At 42.0% G+C, this 21,063-nt stretch carries 19 protein-coding genes and 4 tRNA genes; 5 read left to right on the forward strand and 18 right to left on the reverse strand.

From position 1 onward, the window contains the following. Positions 1 to 1,151, forward strand: a protein-coding gene (locus tag M2353_RS19285; RefSeq protein WP_284725938.1) for an IS3 family transposase whose coding sequence is annotated in 2 segments (ribosomal slippage) — positions 1 to 274 and positions 274 to 1,151 — 1,152 coding nt in all. Because the reading frame shifts where the segments join, the coding sequence is not laid out codon by codon here. A 63-nt stretch (positions 1,152 to 1,214) separates the two neighbouring features. Here M2353_RS19285 and M2353_RS19290 read toward each other — a convergent pair. From M2353_RS19290 to M2353_RS19340, 11 genes are all read right to left on the reverse strand, one after another. Continuing rightward, a complete protein-coding gene (locus tag M2353_RS19290) occupies positions 1,215 to 1,679 on the reverse strand; it encodes a GNAT family N-acetyltransferase (RefSeq protein WP_017368440.1) in 465 nt (154 codons plus the stop codon). Between the two features lie 68 nt (positions 1,680 to 1,747). Continuing rightward, a complete protein-coding gene (locus tag M2353_RS19295) occupies positions 1,748 to 2,935 on the reverse strand; it encodes a S1C family serine protease (RefSeq protein WP_035704177.1) in 1,188 nt (395 codons plus the stop codon). 81 nt (positions 2,936 to 3,016) lie between these two features. Next, positions 3,017 to 3,811 carry an MBL fold metallo-hydrolase gene (locus M2353_RS19300; RefSeq protein WP_007497388.1) on the reverse strand — a complete coding sequence of 265 codons (795 nt, stop codon included), beginning with the start codon at positions 3,809 to 3,811 and terminating at the stop codon, positions 3,017 to 3,019. A gap of 6 nt (positions 3,812 to 3,817) precedes the next feature. Next, entirely contained in the window at positions 3,818 to 4,681 is an 864-nt protein-coding gene (locus M2353_RS19305; RefSeq protein ID WP_017368442.1) for a two-component system regulatory protein YycI, read from the reverse strand. Next, positions 4,668 to 6,047, reverse strand: a complete 1,380-nt coding sequence (gene yycH / locus M2353_RS19310) for a two-component system activity regulator YycH (RefSeq protein ID WP_024718466.1) — start codon at positions 6,045 to 6,047, stop codon at positions 4,668 to 4,670. Before yycH ends, M2353_RS19305 begins: the two co-directional genes overlap by 14 nt. Next, positions 6,037 to 7,875 carry a cell wall metabolism sensor histidine kinase WalK gene (gene walK / locus M2353_RS19315; RefSeq protein WP_048002616.1) on the reverse strand — a complete coding sequence of 613 codons (1,839 nt, stop codon included), beginning with the start codon at positions 7,873 to 7,875 and terminating at the stop codon, positions 6,037 to 6,039. The genes yycH and walK overlap by 11 nt, the downstream gene beginning before the upstream one ends. A gap of 7 nt (positions 7,876 to 7,882) precedes the next feature. Beyond that, positions 7,883 to 8,590 carry a response regulator YycF gene (yycF, locus tag M2353_RS19320; RefSeq protein ID WP_017359978.1) on the reverse strand — a complete coding sequence of 236 codons (708 nt, stop codon included), beginning with the start codon at positions 8,588 to 8,590 and terminating at the stop codon, positions 7,883 to 7,885. Between the two features lie 346 nt (positions 8,591 to 8,936). Then, positions 8,937 to 9,009 (reverse strand) — tRNA-Phe (locus tag M2353_RS19325). Between the two features lie 26 nt (positions 9,010 to 9,035). Beyond that, positions 9,036 to 9,112, reverse strand: a tRNA-Asp gene (locus tag M2353_RS19330). 81 nt (positions 9,113 to 9,193) lie between these two features. After that, a tRNA-Glu gene (locus tag M2353_RS19335) sits at positions 9,194 to 9,265 on the reverse strand. A 6-nt stretch (positions 9,266 to 9,271) separates the two neighbouring features. Beyond that, a tRNA-Lys gene (locus M2353_RS19340) sits at positions 9,272 to 9,347 on the reverse strand. Between the two features lie 332 nt (positions 9,348 to 9,679). On the opposite strand from M2353_RS19340, the gene M2353_RS19345 reads away from it, so the two are divergent. Then, the gene (locus M2353_RS19345; RefSeq protein ID WP_039170410.1) at positions 9,680 to 10,204 is read left to right on the forward strand and encodes a peroxiredoxin family protein; all 525 of its coding nucleotides are present in this window, start codon (positions 9,680 to 9,682) and stop codon (positions 10,202 to 10,204) included. Positions 10,205 to 10,234: 30 nt separating this feature from the next. On the opposite strand, the gene M2353_RS19350 is transcribed toward M2353_RS19345, so the two are convergent. The 4 genes from M2353_RS19350 to M2353_RS19365 all read right to left on the reverse strand — a co-directional run bounded on the left by M2353_RS19350 (position 10,235) and on the right by M2353_RS19365 (position 13,820). Then, positions 10,235 to 10,444, reverse strand: a complete 210-nt coding sequence (locus M2353_RS19350) for a hypothetical protein (RefSeq protein ID WP_024718463.1) — start codon at positions 10,442 to 10,444, stop codon at positions 10,235 to 10,237. A gap of 15 nt (positions 10,445 to 10,459) precedes the next feature. Next, positions 10,460 to 11,593 carry a DUF418 domain-containing protein gene (locus tag M2353_RS19355; protein ID WP_255816809.1) on the reverse strand — a complete coding sequence of 378 codons (1,134 nt, stop codon included), beginning with the start codon at positions 11,591 to 11,593 and terminating at the stop codon, positions 10,460 to 10,462. Between the two features lie 133 nt (positions 11,594 to 11,726). Beyond that, positions 11,727 to 13,022, reverse strand: coding sequence for an adenylosuccinate synthase (locus M2353_RS19360; RefSeq protein WP_007497400.1), 1,296 nt, complete (start codon positions 13,020 to 13,022; stop codon positions 11,727 to 11,729). 216 nt (positions 13,023 to 13,238) lie between these two features. Next, entirely contained in the window at positions 13,239 to 13,820 is a 582-nt protein-coding gene (locus M2353_RS19365) for a TetR/AcrR family transcriptional regulator (RefSeq protein ID WP_282746253.1), read from the reverse strand. 137 nt (positions 13,821 to 13,957) lie between these two features. Here M2353_RS19365 and M2353_RS19370 point away from each other — a divergent pair, with 137 nt between their 5' ends. Beyond that, positions 13,958 to 15,163, forward strand: a complete 1,206-nt coding sequence (locus tag M2353_RS19370) for a cytochrome P450 (RefSeq protein WP_284725939.1) — start codon at positions 13,958 to 13,960, stop codon at positions 15,161 to 15,163. A gap of 233 nt (positions 15,164 to 15,396) precedes the next feature. On the opposite strand, the gene M2353_RS19375 is transcribed toward M2353_RS19370, so the two are convergent. From M2353_RS19375 to M2353_RS19385, 3 genes are all read right to left on the reverse strand, one after another. Further along, the gene (locus tag M2353_RS19375; protein ID WP_024718459.1) at positions 15,397 to 15,810 is read right to left on the reverse strand and encodes a VOC family protein; all 414 of its coding nucleotides are present in this window, start codon (positions 15,808 to 15,810) and stop codon (positions 15,397 to 15,399) included. Between the two features lie 131 nt (positions 15,811 to 15,941). Then, positions 15,942 to 17,306: a replicative DNA helicase gene (gene dnaB / locus M2353_RS19380; RefSeq protein WP_003214779.1), complete on the reverse strand. Its 1,365-nt coding sequence runs from the start codon at positions 17,304 to 17,306 to the stop codon at positions 15,942 to 15,944. 282 nt (positions 17,307 to 17,588) lie between these two features. Continuing rightward, positions 17,589 to 18,545 (reverse strand): DUF4885 family protein, encoded by a 957-nt coding sequence (locus tag M2353_RS19385; protein ID WP_284725940.1) that lies wholly within the window; start codon positions 18,543 to 18,545, stop codon positions 17,589 to 17,591. Between the two features lie 109 nt (positions 18,546 to 18,654). On the opposite strand from M2353_RS19385, the gene M2353_RS19390 reads away from it, so the two are divergent. Both M2353_RS19390 and M2353_RS19395 read left to right on the forward strand, forming a co-directional pair. Next, positions 18,655 to 19,512, forward strand: a complete 858-nt coding sequence (locus M2353_RS19390; protein WP_284725941.1) for a hypothetical protein — start codon at positions 18,655 to 18,657, stop codon at positions 19,510 to 19,512. A 498-nt stretch (positions 19,513 to 20,010) separates the two neighbouring features. Continuing rightward, entirely contained in the window at positions 20,011 to 20,892 is an 882-nt protein-coding gene (locus M2353_RS19395) for an alpha/beta hydrolase (RefSeq protein ID WP_284725942.1), read from the forward strand. Positions 20,893 to 21,063 lie beyond the last annotated feature (171 nt).

Raw genomic sequence — 21,063 nt, forward strand, 5'->3', positions numbered from 1 at the left:
ATGGGGACAAGAGTGAGTTATCCGGTTGAAATCAAACAGAAGGCTGTGGAAATGAGATTGGCAGGCGTACCTATGAAAGAGATCATGCAGGAATTGAATATCAAGAATAAGACGCAGGTTCAGACATGGGTGAGATGGCATAAAACTGGGGATACACACAGGTTCGAACAACCTGTTGGAAAACAATATACCTATGGAAAGGGTCCCGAGTACTCTTCTGAATTAGAGAGACTGCGGGCAGAAAATCGCTATTTGAGTCAACAGAATGAAGTTTTAAAAAAGTACAACGAATTGGAAAGGAAGTTGATAAGGAAACGTCAATCAAACTGGTAGAAGAATTGTGCAAAACGATGACGGTACAGGACATCTGTGTCCATTTAGGCATCTTACGTACTTCGTATTATAGATGGAAAAAGGATTTGACTCAGACTCATTCTAAAAGACAACTAGAGAAACAGGTCGGCACGTTGTGCCGAAAGCACAAATATCGATATGGTTATCGGAAAATCACAGCCATACTAAAAATGAGAATGCGTATTAACCATAAAACTGTTCAACGTATCATGCAGAAAAACCAGTGGCAATGCCGGGTTAAAATGAAAAAGCGTAAGAAGAATGGGCAGCCTTATGCCGTAGCCGGTAATATACTGGATCGGAATTTTCAGTCTGATCGCCCTCTTGAAAAACTAGTCACGGACATCACGTATTTGCCTTATGGACAGAAACAATTGTACCTTTCCAGTATATTGGATTTATATAATGGAGAAGTGATTGCTTTTACGATTGGTGATAAGCAGGACACAGACTTTATCTTAAACACACTTAATCAGCTTCCAGCACTTCCTGAGAATTGCGTGTTACATAGCGATCAAGGTTCTGTGTATACATCTTACGAGTATCAGAAAGCTGTTCATATAAAAGGCATTACCATGAGCATGTCCCGTAAAGGGACGCCCGCTGATAATGCCTCCATCGAATCGTTTCATTCCTCACTAAAGTCTGAAACGTTCTATCTTAACAGGATTGATCGCACTACGACCACCATCGTAGAACGCACTGTCAAAGAATACATTTATTATTATAACAACATTCGTATTCAAACGAAACTAAACAACCAATCACCGATAAACTATCGGCAATTGGCTGTATAAAGGTGTTTTGATTCCTGTCTCAAAAACGGGGGTCAGTCCCCTCTGCACGGTACTTCTCTTTTTTTATAAAGGCTTGCTCATGTAAATCCCAGTCTCAGCAAATCCCGTTTTCTCATAAAGTGAGCGGGCAATTTGATTATGGGCAAAGACATGTAGCGATAGTTTCTTCACACCTAATGACTTTGCCTGCTCTTCTAATGCCGTCATGGCCTGTTTTGCCAATCCTTTTCCTCGATACGCTTCAAACAAAATAAAATTATAAATAAATCCTTCATGCTGGGGATGATCTGGATCATAGCAAAGCCATACCCATCCAATGGCTTCTTCTCCATGTAAGATGTTCCACAACTCATGATCTTCTGTCTGAAGTCCTTCAGGAAGCAGCCGGTCAAATTGTTCCTCTGCGTTCTTTTGCGCTTCTTCCTGATTCCATGTCCCTGCGTGTACCTTTTCTTCTGCGTACCGCTTAATGGCCTTCTCTATCAAGACGTCATAATCTGTTTGCGACATTGGTAGTAATGTGACCAATCGTATCTCCCCCTTTTCTTTATCATATGCCGGGCATGTAAAAAAAGCCAGTCCCTTATAGGAACTGGCTAGCCACCGAACTGATCGGTTTGGGAGAGTTTGATCTCGACTGATTTTTTCTTTCCGCTTCGGTAAAATTGCACCTTTACCTTGTCGCCTACTTTCTTTTGATAAAGATATTTACGCAGATCGACGATATTTTGTACTTCCTTGCCGTCAAACGACGTCACGACATCCAGCTCTTTTAACCCTGCTTTCCCTGCTGGAGACAAAGGCTCGACACTCATCACGACGACTCCGGTTGTGACCTTTGATGGCAGTTTTAACGTTTCCTGCCAATGATAGCTCGCAATATCTGCTAGTGATTTCATCCCAACACCAAGGTACGGACGCTTCACCTCTCCATAGCGCTCTAAATCCTCTATGACAGGGATCACCAGATTCGCAGGAATAGACAGCCCAATCCCTTCCACCTCTGACTCAGCAATCTTCATTGAATTGATGCCGATCACTTTGCCGTCCATATTGATCAAGGCTCCGCCGCTGTTCCCAGGATTAATGGCGGCATCCGTTTGCAAAACTTCCGCATTCCAATCCGTCTGTCCATCACCATTAGAATCAACAGGGATCGCACGCTCCGTTCCAGAAATCACACCTTGTGTGACGGAGCCAGCAAATTCAAGGCCTAATGGATTTCCAATGGCGATGACAGGCTCACCTGGTTTGACATGGTCTGAATTGCCGAAGGCGGCGGTTTTCTTGATCTTATCACTTTTGACCGTGAGTACCGCTAAATCCATAAGCTGATCACTGCCGACAAGATTTGCCCCGATCCTTGTCCCGTCCTGAAGGCTCACTTCAAGCTGGTTTGCGCCTTTGATGACATGATGGTTGGTCACAATATAAAAGGTGTCACCCTTTTTTTTATAAATCACACCTGACCCGCTGCCTGCTTCACCGCCTTCTTCCCAAAAGCTCGACTTTTGAATGTTAATGACGCCGACAACCGTATCCGACATACTCGATACCACTTTTGTGACCGCATCATTCACGTTCACATTGACGGTCTTTAAAGGGCCATCTGATGCCTGCTGATCTCCAGCTGACTGCCAGCCAAAGGGGCTGCCGCTTTGTCCAGACACATAGGGGAAAAAGAATCCCATTAAAAAAGCTCCTACCAATACACCGATCAGACCAGATAGGAAATATCCTTTTCTGCTTCGTCTCGGCTTCCACTCTACATCGCGATAATCCACTATGTTTCCTTCCTTTCAGTGAATAGATGATGTATATAGTGTTGGTAAGAAGCTCTTATCTTAATCATACGATTGTAAAAATCATACGGCGCAAAGCGGGGTTGCTTTTTTCGGGTCCGTATCATATAAATCAAAGCCGTCCCCTACAACAAAGCCCTTCATTTCAAGCGTCTGCTGGACCGCCATACGGGCTAAGTCCTTCATGTTGTTGTCTTGACTCAAGTGGGCCAAATAAATGCGTGAGGTGGCGTCTCCAATCACGTCTGTCATAGCAAGAGCTGCATCTTCATTGGATACGTGTCCGACATCGCTCAAAATTCTGCGTTTAATACTCCATGGGTAGCGCCCCATTTGCAGCATGCCGACATCATGGTTGCTCTCAAATACGAACGTATTGGCTGATTTAATAATCCCTTTCATCCGGTCACTCACATAGCCTGTATCCGTCATAAGGGCAAGTTTACGCCCGCCATAATGGAATACGTAAAACATGGGCTCTGCCGCATCATGTGATACGCCAAATGATTCAACATCGAGTCCGCCAAATGATTGAACCGTCTCCATATCAAAGTGGAATTTCTGCTCCGTATCCACTTTCCCAATATGTGACTCCATCGCCTTCCATGTTTTCGCATTTGCATAGACAGGAAGCTTGTACTTTCTTGCCATCACACCGAGTCCTTTAATATGATCTGAGTGCTCGTGTGTGACAAAAATACCGTCCAAGTCTTCCGGCTTGCGATCGATTTGACCAAGCAGCTCTACCATCTGTTTGCCGCTTAAGCCTGCATCTACTAAAAAAGCATGCTCATCTGTTTCTAAATAAAAAGCGTTCCCCGTACTTCCGCTCGCTAGTACACTGAACTGCAAGCTCATGTTCTCTCACTCCAATGAAGATTTGTCTTCTTTCTCTATATGATCAAGTGTTGAGCCATCAATGGCATTGATCAAATATTCTTCTTCTGTCTTTTTCTTTGAACCAGCTGCCACGCCTTCAATCTCTACTCGCCATACAGGAACCATCACTTGAGTGCTTGCACCTGGGTATTGCGTGTAGTAGCCAAGCTCCACTTTTTTCACTGTTGTGTTTTGGCTCAGCATATTTTGTGTATATAAGTCCTTCACCGTTTCAAGCGCCGGGACAAGGGTTTCTTTTCTCACTTCATTAATCGATGTCACCATCGACTGCCGATACGATACGACCTCGTTTTGATCGTTCACATCCAATGTGATCTTCCCGATGGTTTCGGTGTCATCAAGACCTTCTTGGAAGATGTATTTTCCTTTATACGTTTGGAAAAAGACGATTTCACCTGTTTCTTCATCGATGCTCCAGAGCTTATAATTCTTGCCATCCAGTAAACGCTGGCTCACAAGATTGGTCGCTGCTGTTTTCATATCTTTTTTCGGCAATGCAACTGGTTTATTGAAGGTCATTTCAAGCAGGGTGACAGGATCATCTTTCTCGGTTTTCGGGAATGTGCTTTTCGTCTTTTGATCAGCTAATCCATCGACATCCTTTTTCGTATATTGCTTTTTCTCAGCTGTAATGCGGTATCCAATCTTCGCTTCATCTGATAGATTCCCATATTTGATTCCGTCTGCCTTCATTTCTTCCAGCGTATCTGTTTTTTCGATAATCGCAAAATGATCGGTCGATCGCTTTTCAAAGTATTGAAAACCTAGAAAGATATCGAGAACGAGAAAGGCTAGGATAAAGATCGTTTTGGTCTTATTCCACTCCATGATTCTCGCTCCCCTCTGTCAGCAAATCATTCGATAAAATGACGGTTTTTCCGTTATATTTCATACACCATACCGGCTCTAGCCAGACAAACATCGCTTGATCCTGATCTGATGCCGTGGATGTCGCTTGATAAGCAGGGAAAATCTGTTCAATTTTCTCTAAATCATCATACTTCGTCTGCTTGATGATCAAGTTTTTCAGCTCTGTCCCATTCATCAGTTTGACCTGTTCACTCTGACTCGCTTTGTTGCCGAGAATGTAGTTTGGACGCTTATAACTCAAGATGTCATCATTCGCCCATTGTACTTCAAGTGATGTCATACCAAATGGATGTTTTGTGCTGTTGACGATCGGCAGTCCATCCATAAACATATTAAAGGACAGCTGCTGGTTGCTGTTGATACCGAAGTATTGATAGTTATCGGTAAAACTTCCGGTATCATTGAAATATTTCACGCTTCGCTTGATCAAATCCCCCGTTTGGAATACGGTACTAGAATTGATATTACGATGCTGATATTGGATGCGGTGGTCTTTTTGATTTGCTTCAAGACGACTCGTTCCATCTGTATACACCGTCCGGTTTAAATTAGACTCCTCCCCAACTAGACTTGGGTCTGTAAACAAAGCGTCCTTGAATTTGCTTGTCTTAATCGTTTCGATAAAGAACATTTTCGCTTCAAGCTGCTTTTGCTTCTGCGGCAGAAGGAAATCTCGTTTTGAATTCGTAGAGAAAGTATAAAGATCATAGCGCGGCATCTCGTTTTGAGCGGCTGCAATACTATCCATCAGATTACGATAGTTGGCAGATTCAATCGTTAGCTCAAGCACCGATTCCTTGCTGTATGAAACCAAATAAACTTTCTTATTGGCCTTATCCGGCTGAGCGAACGGCACAATCATCCGGTCAAACGAGTTGTATTCAATGGATTTATTCGGCCATTTAAACAGCGCTTGGAAAATATCAATCGGAATCGGATCATTGAACACAAGATCCAATGTTTTGCCTTGCCCCTCGCGTCCATAGAAGAAATTCTTAAATTTCTGCTCGGAATATTGGTCCGACACATCAGCAATCTCTTTGACATCCCACAGGCTCACATCATTCCAAAAGTTTTGGAAGAGTTCCTTTTGATCCACTTTGAAATGCTCTCCATTGGAATGGATGAACATCTCACGCGGCTTCACGACATCAATGAGACTCCGAGGCTCGTCGCTTGAAATCTTCTTCGTTTCCACGACCTGTGTGCCGGCATCCGCCTGATCCTGCATGACGGGCTGGAACATCCAAATATTCCACGTAAACACAAGACTGATCGCAATTAGGATTGTCAATATAATGGTTTTAAAGGTCTCACGCTTCATCCCAATCATCCTCTTGTTCTTCATTGTACGGAAGGGTAAAGGTTACCGTTGTTCCTTTTCCTTCAATGCTGTCAGCCCAAATATCTCCGCCATGAGCCTGAACCATTTCTTTTGCAATCGCAAGGCCTAGGCCGGTTCCGCCAAGCTTTCTTGTTCTTGCCTTATCCACTCGATAAAAACGTTCAAAGATTTTATCCATATCCTTCTTCGGAATACCAATTCCTTCATCTTTGACACTGAATAACACAAGACCTTGCTCCTCATCCAAATCGACAGTGAACGTAATGTGTCCACCCTCTGGCGAGTATTTCATAGCATTGGAAATGATATTATCGAGCACCTGAGTGATTTTATCTTGATCAATTTCCACATATATTTCACGCTGCGGCAGGTTGCGGATGAAATCGACATGCTGCTCCTTCGTCATTTCAAAACGATCAATGACGAGCGAGATAAACCTGATAAAATTCGTCCACTCACGATTGAATTGATAATCCTTGCTGTCGAACTTAGACAGCTGGAGCAGGTCATTCACAAGTCTAATCATGCGCTCTGTTTCGTTTTGCGTGACACTGAGGAACCTTGGCGCAAGCTCTTTATCACCAATCGCACCTTCAGCGAGTGCCTCAAGATAGCTTCGCATTGTCGTAAGCGGTGTGCGCAGCTCATGCGATACGTTCGCCACGAATTCACGACGTTCCGCATCAATTTTTTCCTGCTCGGTTACGTCATAAATGACTGCAATTAAACCATCAATTTTCCCATGCTCTTTCTGAATCACTGAGAAATTGACACGCAAAACAGACAGCTGATCTTCACGTTCAATTTCTAGCAGCATGGAGTCTTGATTTTCGACTAAATCTTCAAATGTATGAGTTTCTTCTAAGCCAAGCAAGGATGTGATCGGCATCTCTAGAGCTGTTTCACGTGAAACATTCAAAAGCTCTAGTGCCGGGCTGTTTAATAGAATAATGGCCCCATTTTGATTTGTGGCAATGACGCCATCGGTCATATAGGCGATAACAGAAGAAAGCTTTTTCCTCTCACCCTCTGTCATCAGCTGCGCTTCCTCCAGCTCTCTCGTCAAATGGTTAAATGTCGTCGCTAGCTGACCAATCTCATCATGTCCATACTTTCGGACCTTTCTGGAAAAGTTCCCTTTGGCGAGCTCGATCGCTTGCTTTCTCATATCCGAAATTGGGTGTGTAATGGTTCTGAATATGAATATACCAAGTAGAGCGGTTATCACAAGGGCAAGCAGCGTTCCCGTTGCCAAAATCGTATTAATGGTTCTCATTTGGTTAAAAACACTTTCCATGGATGAGACCACATAAATGACACCAACGGTTTCTTGGTTCTCATTTTTCACGGCTGTCGCTGATATGCGGACTCGTTTATTCGATTCTGGGTCATAGAATTTTTTCTCGTAGTCTTTGCCAACCGCGAAAATACGGCTAATGATTTGATCTGTGATTTTCTTCCCGGCAATCTCTTGACTGCCGTTATTCACAGAGGCAATGACCTCTCTGCTTTCGTCAATATAGCTGACTTCAGAAATTTCATTAGACTCATCTTTGTTGTTAAAATCGTTTAGTATCTTTTGAGCATCCTCTTTTAATTCTGCCTTGCTTTTCGATGAATCTTGTTCTAGGTAATACGATAACGAGTAGATTCGCTGATTCAAGGAATTATCATAGGAATTAATTAAGGACTGCTCTAGCTGCTTCACAAAGTACACGCCAATAATCTGCATGGCGACAATGATCAGCAGCACATAAATCAAGGTCAATTTAAAGTGAATCGAGCGAAAAAAACCTACTTTACTCATAAGAATCTTAGTCCTGCTCTGGGTTTCTTAAATAGTAGCCGACGCCTCGTCTTGTTACGATCCAGCTCGGGTGGCTAGGGTTGTCTTCAATTTTTTCACGAAGACGGCGGACTGTCACGTCTACTGTACGGACATCTCCGAAGTAATCGTAGCCCCAAACCGTTTGCAGTAAGTGCTCACGTGTCATGACTTGTCCAATATGTTTCGCTAAGTAATGAAGCAATTCGAACTCACGATGCGTTAACTCAATCGTCTCGTCACGCTTGGACACGACATACGCATCTGGGTAGATCACAAGTGAACCAATCTCGATATCATTTGATTCAGATTCTTCCTCTGATTGCGGAGCAGCCGTCTGTCTTCTTAAATTTGCTTTTACACGTGCAAGCAGCTCGCGTGTACTGAATGGCTTTGTGACATAATCGTCCGCGCCAAGCTCAAGACCAATGACTTTATCGATTTCAGAGTCTTTTGCTGTCAGCATGATAATCGGCATATCATATTTCTTTCTCACTTCACGGCATACTTCAACGCCATCTTTGTTCGGCAGCATAATGTCGAGCAAAATAATGTCTGGCTTAATTTCTTCTACCATTTCAAGGGCTTCATTTCCGTCATACGCACAATGAACCTCGTAGCCCTCTTTTCTTAAGTTAAATTCCAATATATCCGCAATCGGCTTTTCATCATCTACGACAAGAATTTTTTTTTCCATTGTGATTTCCTCCTGCATTTTTAGCATCTATGTCATTCCATTTTGCATGTCTCATTACGCCTTCTTCATTTACGAAAAAAAGGCTCACTGTCTATTATAACGTTTTACGAGGCAAAGATAAAAATAATAACGGCTTTCTTTGCTAGTAAACGTTGGATAGAAGAACTTCACCAAAAGATTTGATGACTTTTTCCTTTTTTATTGAAACTTTTCCAATCACCAAACGTCTATATACATGTAACGTCTTCTTCTTATGGAGCCGGGCCCTACCTAGGTCCGGCTTCTCCCTTTTTATGCCTTCTTTTCATAATAAAAACGCACCTGCGATTGCAGATGCGTTTGGAAGTGGCTCGGGACGGAATCGAACCGCCGACACACGGATTTTCAGTCCGTTGCTCTACCAACTGAGCTACCGAGCCATCATCAAAAGATGAATATGTATAAATGGCGGTCCGGACGGGACTCGAACCCGCGACCTCCTGCGTGACAGGCAGGCATTCTAACCAACTGAACTACCGGACCTCAGTAACTTGCCCGAAAAAGCAATCGTGGTGCTCCTTCAAGCAAGTGAGGAAAAATTAGCTTAACGCTAAAGTAAATCAATGACCCGTACGGGATTCGAACCCGTGTTACCGCCGTGAAAGGGCGGTGTCTTAACCGCTTGACCAACGGGCCAAAACATGGTGAGCCATGAAGGACTCGAACCTTCGACCCTCTGATTAAAAGTCAGATGCTCTACCAACTGAGCTAATGGCTCTCGGTTTGTGAAAAGTGAATCTGAAGAAGCTGTATTGCGTCAAACCAATCGCTTTAAAAGCTGGAACATCGCATCTTAACAAGTTTCAGAGACCTTTGCAACAACGAGATTTATAATATCATAGAGTAATTACATATGGCAATACGTTTTTCGACATTTTTTTTAAAAAAGTGTCGGATTTGATATCTTCTGTTACATCGCCTAAATCCGAAAGCGCCTTCATTCAATTAATGGCTACTGCCCAATCCAGCACACAGAAACGTTTGATTCCGACCAATATTGGTTATACAAGAAACAAACAGCATGGTGATTGAAAAAGGAGGAAACATAGGATGAGTTCATTTAAATTAGGAGATAAAATGCCCGATTTTTCACTACCAACAGTGCAGGGCGATCACATTGAGTTTTACAAACATTTAGAGGAGCATCAAAGCTGGCACCTTATCGTTTTCTTTAGAGGATCATGGTGCCCAGTATGTGTCGAGGAATTAAAAGAGCTGGAAAAACAGCAATCCTATTTTCAAGAAAAGGATATTCACTTAATGACAATCTCAACGGATAATCCTGAAGACTTAAAAGAATTTGCAGACAAAGAGGGACTTTCTTTCCCCATCATGTCTGACCAAGACCTCACATCATTGAAAGCCTATGAAGTCTTCTATCACGGGGAAGATGCCCCATACGAAGATCATGGGGTGCACGGAGAACCTGCCTATTTCTTATTAAATGAAAAAGGCCAAGTCCTCTATCAGCAAAGACAAACAAGTCCATTTGGCAGACCGCATGCCAACGAACTACGCAAAATCATTCAATACATTCGTAAAAATTTAAAAGGCCAATATAAAAGCCTAAAATAAAAAAGAAGCTCTCATCAGAGGGCTTCTTTTTTATGAATGTTTTTTGTTGTATAGCCAATCTGCGGTGAAAAACACAAGAAGACCTGTCATTAAAATCACAAAAGTCACAGGTGTACTCTCACCTTGAAAAAAAGCGTAAGACGCATGTCCTCCTAATGCTAGAAGATAAAAAACAAACGCCGATCCTGCTGCTTTTTGTGCATTGGCTTGTTCTCTTTTCGTCGTTTTTTTGAAAAACATTGTATCTATTCCCCTTTAAGATGCTTTCTTCATTGTCACACGGCGAAGTGCCCGTGATCGGATATACTCCATTGGCCCAATTCGCCAGACGTGTAAGCAAAGGGCTGAAATAGCGATTTGCAAAAGTGAAATGAACAACCATGACAAGACGATAAGGGGGGCGTTGATTTGACCGCCAAGACCCAATCCCCAGCTGTAAAAAAGAAGCGAGCAGATGACATTTTGCAGGATATAGCAGCTAAGCGCCATTTTCCCTACATATTCAAACCAAGTCCACATGAACCATGACTCCGTGCGTGCTAGAAGCTTCGCCACGACAGCAATATAGAAAATAGAGAGGAATGGCGAAAACACATAGCGCACCACAAATTCTACTATGTCATTTGGTACGAAGACGAGCGCATTCAGCGGCAGTCCAATCCACAAACCCATTCGGAACAATGTTTTCCGCAGAGATTGCCCACGCTCATTTGCATAAAATACACCGGCTCTCATCATCCGCACACCTAATAAAAACAAAAAGGTATTCATTGGGATAATAAAGATTGCTTCTTCTCGATACATCAAAAAGTGCTGTAATCGGTCTTGAACTTGAGATATCCATGTCTCCGGCAGTTGTTCTTCGTACGCTGGTTCACTGCTCTCGTCATAGGATTCATTTTCCAATTCAGAGATAGAAAATACAACGAGAAAAGCCGTCACCAACAAATGAATGACACCCGAGACAATCATGCCTTTTTTGATGCGCCGACTTCCTCCACGGACAATAAACGCCACAAGCAAACCCGTGACGGCGTAACTCATGAGCACATCATATTCCATCACTAGCGCAAAATGGACAAAGCCTTCAATCAATAAGAATAAAAGAATCCATAAATATGTACCCGGCCAAGTCATATTTTTTCTTTTCGCCTGCTGGTATTTCAGCTCTAGCCCTACACCAAACATGATCGTAAGCAACGATAGCATTTTGCCATAAACGAACATAGAGACAAGACTTTCAAGAAAACTACCATTTTCATATTCATCCGCAATCTGATCTGTCGCAAAGGTATCCCCTGCGTATGCAAAAAACCAGACGTTTGTACCCAATGTACCTAATATCGCAAAACCTCGTAAAATATCTAATAATCGTATTCTTTCTTTCACTAGAACGCTCCTTCCCTTTTATACAGTTATCATATTTTGGTAATGACAGGAAGAGCGTTCCGTAGAAATTAAGGAATATTTAATCAAAAAAAGACACCAGTAAAATGTGTGATTTTACTGGTGTCTGATCAGTCTATAATGATGGACGGTACACGCTGCGGACAACGTTCGTTTGGGAACGGTCTGGTCCGACTGAGAAAATAGAAAGTGGAATACCTGTTAATTGTGAAATGCGCTCTAAGTAATGACGGGCATTTGCAGGCAGTTCACTTAAATTCTTCACGCCTGTAATATCCTCTGTCCAACCTGGCATTTCTTCGTAGACAGGTTCACATTTCGCTAATTCATTAAGGCTTGCTGGGAATTCTTCAGTGATTTCTCCGTTCAATTTATAAGCAACACAGATTTTCAATTTCTCAATCCCTGTCAGTACATCGATGGAGTTAAGAGATAAATCTGTAATTCCGCTCACACGGCGCGCATGACGGACAACAACACTGTCAAACCAGCCAACACGACGCGGGCGGCCAGTTGTCGTACCGTATTCACGGCCAACTTCACGGATTTGATCGCCAATTTCATCATGGAGTTCTGTCGGGAATGGGCCATCACCTACACGAGTTGTGTAAGCTTTTGATACGCCGACCACATGTTGAATTTTCGTAGGACCTACACCAGAACCAATCGTCACGCCTCCAGCCACTGGGTTAGATGACGTCACGAACGGATATGTCCCTTGATCGATATCAAGCATAACGCCTTGTGCCCCTTCAAAAAGAACACGGCGGCCTTCATCTAGAGCATCGTTCAATACAACAGATGTGTCCACGACATATTTTTTCACTTGCTGACCATATTCATAATACTCATCTAAAATATCTTCAATTTTGAAGCCTTCTGTGTCGTACATTTTCTCTAAAAGACGATTTTTCTCTTCTAGATTACGGGCAAGCTTCTCTTCAAATACTTCACGATCTAATAAATCTGCGATACGGATTCCGACGCGGGCAGCTTTGTCCATATAAGCTGGTCCGATTCCTTTTTTCGTCGTACCGATCTTGTTAGCCCCTTTCCGCTCTTCTTCTACCTCGTCCAATTTTAAGTGATAAGGCAGAATGACATGGGCTCTATTGCTGATTCTGAGGTTATCTGTACTCACATTCCGTTCGTGAAGATACGCAAGCTCAGTGACCAACGCTTTAGGATCAACCACCATTCCATTACCGATGACACAAGTTTTCTCTTTGTAAAAAATACCGGACGGAATGAGGTGTAGCTTGTAAGTCACTCCATCAAATTTGATTGTGTGACCTGCATTGTTTCCCCCTTGATAACGGGCAATCACCTCTGCATTTTCTGAAAGGAAATCGGTAATTTTCCCTTTCCCTTCGTCACCCCACTGCGTACCTACTACGACTACTGAAGACATATCGTGCACCTCCGTTAACCTTTCAAAACGTTATCTCTTTCAAACACATTTATTTTATCAATGCACAATGAAAAAGTCAACGTGAAATCCGAACATTAATATCTCGAAATCAAATTTTGTTCGTTTTACATGTGAGGAAAAGCGCTTTAATTGCTCATTCTACGCTTAAACAAGAAGATTTCGATCAAAATTACTGTTTTTCTCATTTCCGTTTGTTCAGTGATTTTCAATCAATTGAATCATCGAACTTGCCATAAAGTCGGGTGAATATGGTCTGCCTTTTCTCAGCCACCACTCAGCTGTTCCAACATAAGCAGAAATGACAAATTGCTTCTGCATCTCGAGAGGAACGTGTTGTGGATCAGGTGGTGAACCTGTGACTTCTTCTAGCCCTAAAGTAAAGCTTTCTTCAAAAAAAGCACTGGCCGTCTGATGAATATTAAGCTCTCTTCCCCTTTTCAAGAGAATCTGATACTCCTCTTCATGTTCCTGCAAATGCTGATAAAAGCGATAAATATACACATATGCTGCATGATCGCTCTTCCACTCACTTTCATGTACAGGAGCAAAAATAGCGGTTTTCATGACATCAAACATCTCATCCATGACCTGCTGAGCTAAGTCAAACTTATCCTCATAATGCTGATAGAAGGTGGTGCGATGGATTCCTGCCTTGTTCGTCAAATCTTGTACAGAAATCTTCCCCCATTCCTTCTCCTTTAATAACTGAAATAACGCTTTTCTTAATTGTTGCTTTGATTCAGTTGCGCGCTTATCCCCTCTGTAGCAGTCCGCCACAAGCCGCTCTCCCCTTCCCATTTTCTTCAACAGATTTCGCTTTTCTGTTGGTTGAATCCTTTCTCCTGATGAATTACCTTTAAATCTAACACAGTGAAAAAAAGGAATCATCTGACAACCCATAAGGAGTGATGATCATGGAAACAACAACACCTAGTGCCGTTCAAAAAGCGTTATTAAGAGGGAAAAACAAGCAGGACCCGTATCACCCATTTGATTGGTACGCCAAAATGCGTCAAGAATCCCCTGTTCATTTTGATGAACACAGCCAAACATGGAGTGTCTTCACCTATGAAGAAGCAAAGCGCGTCACCATCGATAAAGATACCTTTTCTAGTCAACCTCCTCAAGACCACCGGAAACATTCACTGATGAAAACAATGGTCATGATGGACCCGCCAAAACATACACGAATCCGCTCCATTGTGAGCAAAGCCTTTACACCCCGGGTGATGAAATTGTGGGAACCACGCATTCAAGAGTTAATGGATGATCTCATTGCACAAATAGAAGGTAAGGAAGAGATTGATCTTGTTCAAGACATCTCCTATCCGCTTCCTGTGATTGTCATTGCAGAGCTTTTAGGTGTGCCAACAGAACATAAACAATCCTTTAAAGAATGGTCCGATATTCTCGTCAGCATGCCTAAAAGTGAAGAAGAAAGAGATGTCGTTGAATGGCAAAAAACACGGGATCAAGGCGAAGCGGACATGATGGCGTTTTTTGCTGACATCATTGAAGAGAAGCGGCAGAACCTTAGTGATGATTTGATTTCGCTTTTAATTCAAGCGGAGGAAGATGGAGACAAGCTGTCCGCAGACGAATTAATTCCTTTCTGCAATCTTCTCCTGTTAGCAGGCAACGAAACGACCACCAACCTGATCTCCAATATGATCTTTAGTTTGTTAGAAAATCCGGGGTCGTATGAAGCGCTCGCTCAATCACCTGACCTCATTCCTCGTGCTGTGGAGGAGGCTGTCCGTTTTCGTGCCCCTGCGCCTACCATCGTCCGGTATGTCACAGAAGACACCGAACTTGGAGGGAAAGTCTTGAAAAAGGGAGACAGTGTGATTGTCTTTCTTGCTTCTGCGAACCGGGATGAGCGTCAATTTCCAAACGCACATGAGTACGATATACATCGGCACCCTAACCCTCATATTGGCTTCGGCCACGGCATTCATTTCTGCCTAGGCGCACCACTTGCTCGCCTGGAAGCTTGCACTGCCATCAAAGCCATACAGTCACAATATGAATCACTAGAGCTTCTCTCTTACGTCCCAATGACAAGCAGCGGTATGTATGGACTAAAATCACTGAAGCTCCGTGTCACGCCTCGTTGCTGACAATCTGAGACTCTCACAAGATGGGAGTCTCAGATTGTTGACAAAGGGCTAAAATGAACTTGATTTTAGCCCTTTGTCTTCTTTTTCAGCGTGATAGAAAACCTTTGCAGCCCTAGGAAGGACGAGTACTGGCGCGGAGCAAATTTATCATTCGTGAGCACCAGCACGCAGGACTGACACCGAATGCGAGGGTTTGTCTACACGCTGGGACTCCCACGAGATGGGAGTCTTTCTTAATCAGGTGTAATTCCTTCTGTATTCATGAGCACCACTCGATATCCATCTGGATCTTCAATCGTCACGCCTCCTCGATCCCAGTACGGGTTTGTAGAGGTGACATGCCGTCCGCCAGATGCGATCAGTCTCTTTTTCATCTGCTGAAATTCTTCTTCATCCGGAATATAGAATACAAGCAGTTGCTCTGGGTGGGGAACAGGCAAGCTTTCGTCTTCTTCATGTTTGGTGATTTCCAGATGAACATGCTGGTGAGGAAGCCCAAGCATGACCCCATCATACCCTTCATGCTGATCAAATGAGCCTATTCGTTTCAGCCCTAAACCTTCTTCATAAAAAGAAACAACCTCTTTCATGTTGACGGTCGGACGTGCGATGCGTAATTGAGCGGCTTCGAATTGTTGAAACTTCATCAGTCATCACTCCTTTTCTCTCCCTTTAGTATACGCTCTCTTTTTCTCCCACTCCTCCTCATTTCGACTGTTTTTCAGTCATTCTTTCGATGTAGATGGATCAAAAAAAGCCCAGCTTCTTGAGCTGGGCTTTAAGCACCGGGCGGAACACCCGCATCGTCAAATCTTCTTTCTAAGTTGACGAATTTGTTATATTCTTTTACGAACGCCAGTGATACCGTTCCAACTGGACCGTTACGCTGTTTCGCAATAATAATTTCAATAATGTTCTTATTCTCTGATTCTTTGTCATAGTAATCATCACGATAAAGGAACGCCACAATATCGGCATCCTGCTCAATACTTCCTGATTCACGAATATCAGACATCATCGGACGTTTGTCCTGACGCTGCTCTACCCCACGAGAAAGCTGTGATAAGGCAATGACCGGCACTTCAAGTTCTCTTGCTAGTGACTTTAAAGCCCTAGAAATTTCAGATACCTCTTGCTGACGGTTATCGCTTGATCGTCCACTCCCTTGGATGAGCTGTAAGTAGTCAATCAGGATCATGCCAAGCCCGTTTTCTTGCTTCAAACGGCGGCATTTCGAGCGAATTTCACTGACTCTAATGCCAGGTGTATCATCAATGAAAATCCCACTGTTTGATAGCGAACCCATCGCCATTGTCAGCTTACCCCAGTCCTCTTCTGTGAGGTTACCGGTTCTTAGGTTTTGTGCATTGATATTTCCCTCGGCACAAAGCATACGCATGACCAGCTGCTCAGCGCCCATCTCTAAACTAAAGATGGCGACACTTTCATCTGTCTTGGTCGCAACGTTTTGTGCAATATTTAACGCGAAGGCTGTTTTCCCTACGGACGGACGAGCCGCTACAATAATCAGGTCATTTCGCTGGAAGCCAGCTGTCATCCGGTCAAGCTCTGAGAAACCCGTTGGAATCCCAGTGATATCACCTTTTCGATTATGAAGCTGTTCAATATTATCATATGTCTGAACAAGAACGTCTTTAATGTTTTGGAAAGCTCCTGAGTTTTTACGCTGAGCCACTTCCATAATGGTTTTTTCAGCATCACTCAATAGATCTTCTACTTCATCCTCACGCGTATATCCATCCTGTGCAATGGTTGTCGCTGTACGGATCAGACGTCTTAAAATAGATTTTTCTTCCACAATTTTTGCATAATATTCAATGTTTGCGGCAGTTGGGACAGAGTTCGCAATATCTGTTAAATACGAAATCCCGCCTACCTCTTCTAATAAGTCTGTATTGGCAAGTTCTGATGTCACCGTGACAAGGTCAACCGGTTCCCCTCTATCACCAAGTACAAGCATCGCATTGTAAATCTTTTGATGCGACATTCTATAGAAATCCTCTGGAATTAATACTTCAGAAGCGAGCGTTAGCGCAGATGGTTCTAAAAAAACAGCACCTAATACGGCCTGCTCGGCTTCTATATTTTGCGGCGGCAGCCGGTCATCGAGAAGTTCCGTCATGCCAAGCACCGTCCTTTCATAAAAAAATACGCTACTCATCATTTTAACATTTTCATCAATAAAAAAGTGAAAAACATCAACTATAGTCAAAATTACCATGTCGATGTTTTGTTGAATAGTGAAACAACACCCTTCAAATAGAAAAGACTCTGTAACATAAATTGTTATAGAGTCCTTTGTATCGCTAATGGAATTTGTAGCTGTTGTTCACACATATGATCGATACTCCAACATGGCATGAACACGCACATGATCAAATATTGAAAATATCAGGTGCGTTTTTTAATCTATCGTTTTCTTAACTCCGTAATTCACCTTTTGTCCAATGTCATATAAAGACCCGTTTTCATATCCAATAGATAGCACCAAATCAGGAATAGAATCATACCCGTTCTTCGCTAGATCAAAGAGTTGTGCACCATAATGTGATGCAGCAATACGGGCATTTTCTGCTGTGTATGGGTTTTTCAGAAGTTCTTCTTTGTAGATATCAAAAATATTCGCTCCGGTATCCGTTATAAATTGACCGTTTACAATGCTTAAATCTTTTAAATCGTAGCCTGTCACCGTTTTGATTTGATTGACAAGGTGGAACTTTGCAAGTGAATCCGGCGTGAATTGAGTCGAATCATCATTTCTACTTTTCATAATATGAAAAAATAGTTCTCTTGTATTGTTGCTTGTATTCAATATGTCTTCTATTTGTTTGACTAGGGTTTCGTCTGTTGATCCACTCACCACTAATTTAAAATGATTGGGGTCAATGGTAAAAGTTAAATTAGCATTTTTAGGAATGTTCAAACCATTGGTAGAAAACAAGGCTTGCAGTTGTTCGTTCACCTTTTGACGATTTAATAGTTTCTTTTCTACACTTTCTTGGGTAGGGTCGTACCGTTTTTCATTACGGAAAATAGCATCATTGAAGTCATATTGTCCACCTGTTCCAGAATTAGCCCATCCAATTTCCATCGTATAAGCAGCTTCTCTCTCCACTTTAGTTAGATCACTTCTGAAATAAGGAGAGTGTTGATTTCGATACTTATCAAATATGTGACCATGAGGATCTTTGAATCGTTTATTTTGTTCATTTATTTTTTCGTATTTTTCATCTAATATTTTCATTCGTCTATCAGATTCGGTCATCACTTCGTTTGTACTTTTAATAGCTGATTGACCTTTAGAGTCTATTTGGTTCAAAGTGTTCGAAGCACGGGCTGTGTATGACGTATTAATATTCATTTTGATTCTCCTTTTTTAAGAAAATAGTGATTATTAAATATATCGGCATTTCAGTTAAAATTTGTTAGTTTAATGTCGATATAGTAATTATTACAAGGGAGGTTAATATATGACAAATACTATCTTTAAACATTTATTATTACCAGCATTATTATTGGCGCTTGTTACTAGTTTTTTTGTACCTACGTCAGCGGAAGCAGCTATTACAGGGAATAACAGTCCTAACACTGCAAGTTCAATGGGATATTGGAAAAATAATCGTTCAGACACGACAATCTTACCTGAAGGTGAAAATGAAGCGTATTATCAGTTCACGATTAATAAAGGTGAAAGGGTTTATGTACGAAGTTCTTATAATAAGCAATATACGGGTATGAAAATCGAGGTGTATAATTCGAAGGGTTCTAAGCCAGGTTCCAGGGTGATTAATCCTAATTCAGTCACACCCTTTATTTTTGCAAATACTGGTGACGTGACTTCAACTTCAGAAACTTATTTTGTGAAAGTGACCCGTGGTACATATACAGGGAATATGTATTTTACTGTTTCCATTGAAGATCGTATTAAAACTGGAAATGGGACATTCAATTTTTCGGGGACGGCTACCAACTTGGGGAATTCATCTTTAAATTTTTTAGGGGTTGATTCTTCTATCATTACAATGGATTTAACGAACAATTCTTCAATTCCTAAAAATGCAATCGTTAAATCAATTACGACAACTAGCACTCAAACGCCCAACCAAGGGAATGTCACACACAAACTGATGGCTAGTGATAGTAACATTTGGTATCAATCACTTTTCTCCTCTGCAACAAGTGGTTCTTATCGTATATCTCTGGATGATCAATTAAGAGTCGCTCAAAAATGGAGCTTTAAGTACAACGCAAAAGCTACAGCGAGATCTACTATGAGCAATGTCAAAGCCGATATCCGTTACGAATATGATGTCACAGATGGATTTTAAGTGAATGATGTTAACAGATATGTACACCAATTGATCAAAAAGTAAGGGCACATCCCTTACTTTTTTTATTGCCTCATTTTTGATGTTATATGATATTTTGCCACTTTTAAAACAGCCCCTCCTCTTTCAACACGCTCTCCAGCAGGACCCCGACTGACCATTTCATTTTGTTATGAATGAAAATGTTAAAAAGAAGAGTAGTGTATTTTTGTATGAAAGGACGGTGCTTGGTATGACGGAACTTCTCGATGACCGGCTGCCGCCGCAAAATATAGAAGCCGAGCAGGCCGTATCAATCAATTGGGCAAAATTAACATTTATACAACTTTATGAACATTTGACTTTATAATTAATAACTATTATTATTTGGTTTGCTCACATGATAATTGAGAATCATTTTCATTTGAAGTTTTCAAGTAATACTCTCATCCAACCAATATTCACAAGTCTGCTTTTATCACCATATGAGGATCATTTTGAGGAAGGGAATTTTTATATATGTTGAAACGCCCTGAAGGAATGGGTACTGAGAATTCACTTTTCGGAGAAAGCCGTCCCTTTTTTATACCTGGGACGGAGCAACTGGATATCACAGCACACCCATACAGACTTTTTATATTTAAACCGAATGCTACTCCTCCAGCGGCTGGTTTTCCAGTCATGTACGTACTTGATGGAAATTCGCTTTTTGGTACAATGGTCGAAGCCATTCGTTTACAGTCAAGAAGACCTGAAAAAACAGGAATCATACCTGCCATCATTGTTGGAATTGGCTATCAAACAGAAGAACCCTATCATCCGCTTAGGCATTATGATCTCACTCTTACCGCCCCTGATGCTTCCATTGGGAGGAAAAGAAAGGACTTTTCCAACCATACATATGGCGGCGCTTCTACTTTCTTTTCTTTTTTAGAAAAGACGGTAAAGCCCTATATCGAACAACGCTTTCCGATCAACCAAAGTCGTCAAACACTGTTTGGGCATTCTCTTGGCGGTCTTTTTGTATTACACACACTATTTGAGCACCCTGATGCTTATCAGACATATATTGCAGGGAGCCCTTCTATCCACTGGAACAAAAAATTATTTCTAGAAAAAGAACACCAATTCACCAACTATATACGTCAGGTGCCTATGGATGTCAGGCTGCTTGTAGGTGTAGGTGAGTTAGAAAAACATCATCCATGTCAAATGAATGATCATGCCAATTCACTAGCAAATCGTATGTTGCCTTTATCGCCATACGGCTTGCATACGGCCTATCACGAGTTCCCTGAAGAAGGACATACGTCCGTTTTGCCAGTGCTGATGAATTATGCTTTTCGTTTTGCACTCTATCATGATGATCCTTTAACAACCACAGACATGAAAAAAAGCTAGTGAACACACGAAACATAGTGATCTATCTCAAAAGATTGCCCTTAACACAGGCGCAGGACGGACAACGAATACAAGTGTTTCTCTACACCCTACGCACCCTGATCTCCATCAGGGTGCTTTTTTGACAGAATAAACACACCATTTTCCAGCTCTTTCTGATACAATTCAATT

The organism is Bacillus aerius (assembly GCF_029894105.1).
Lineage (GTDB): Bacteria > Bacillota > Bacilli > Bacillales > Bacillaceae > Bacillus > Bacillus altitudinis.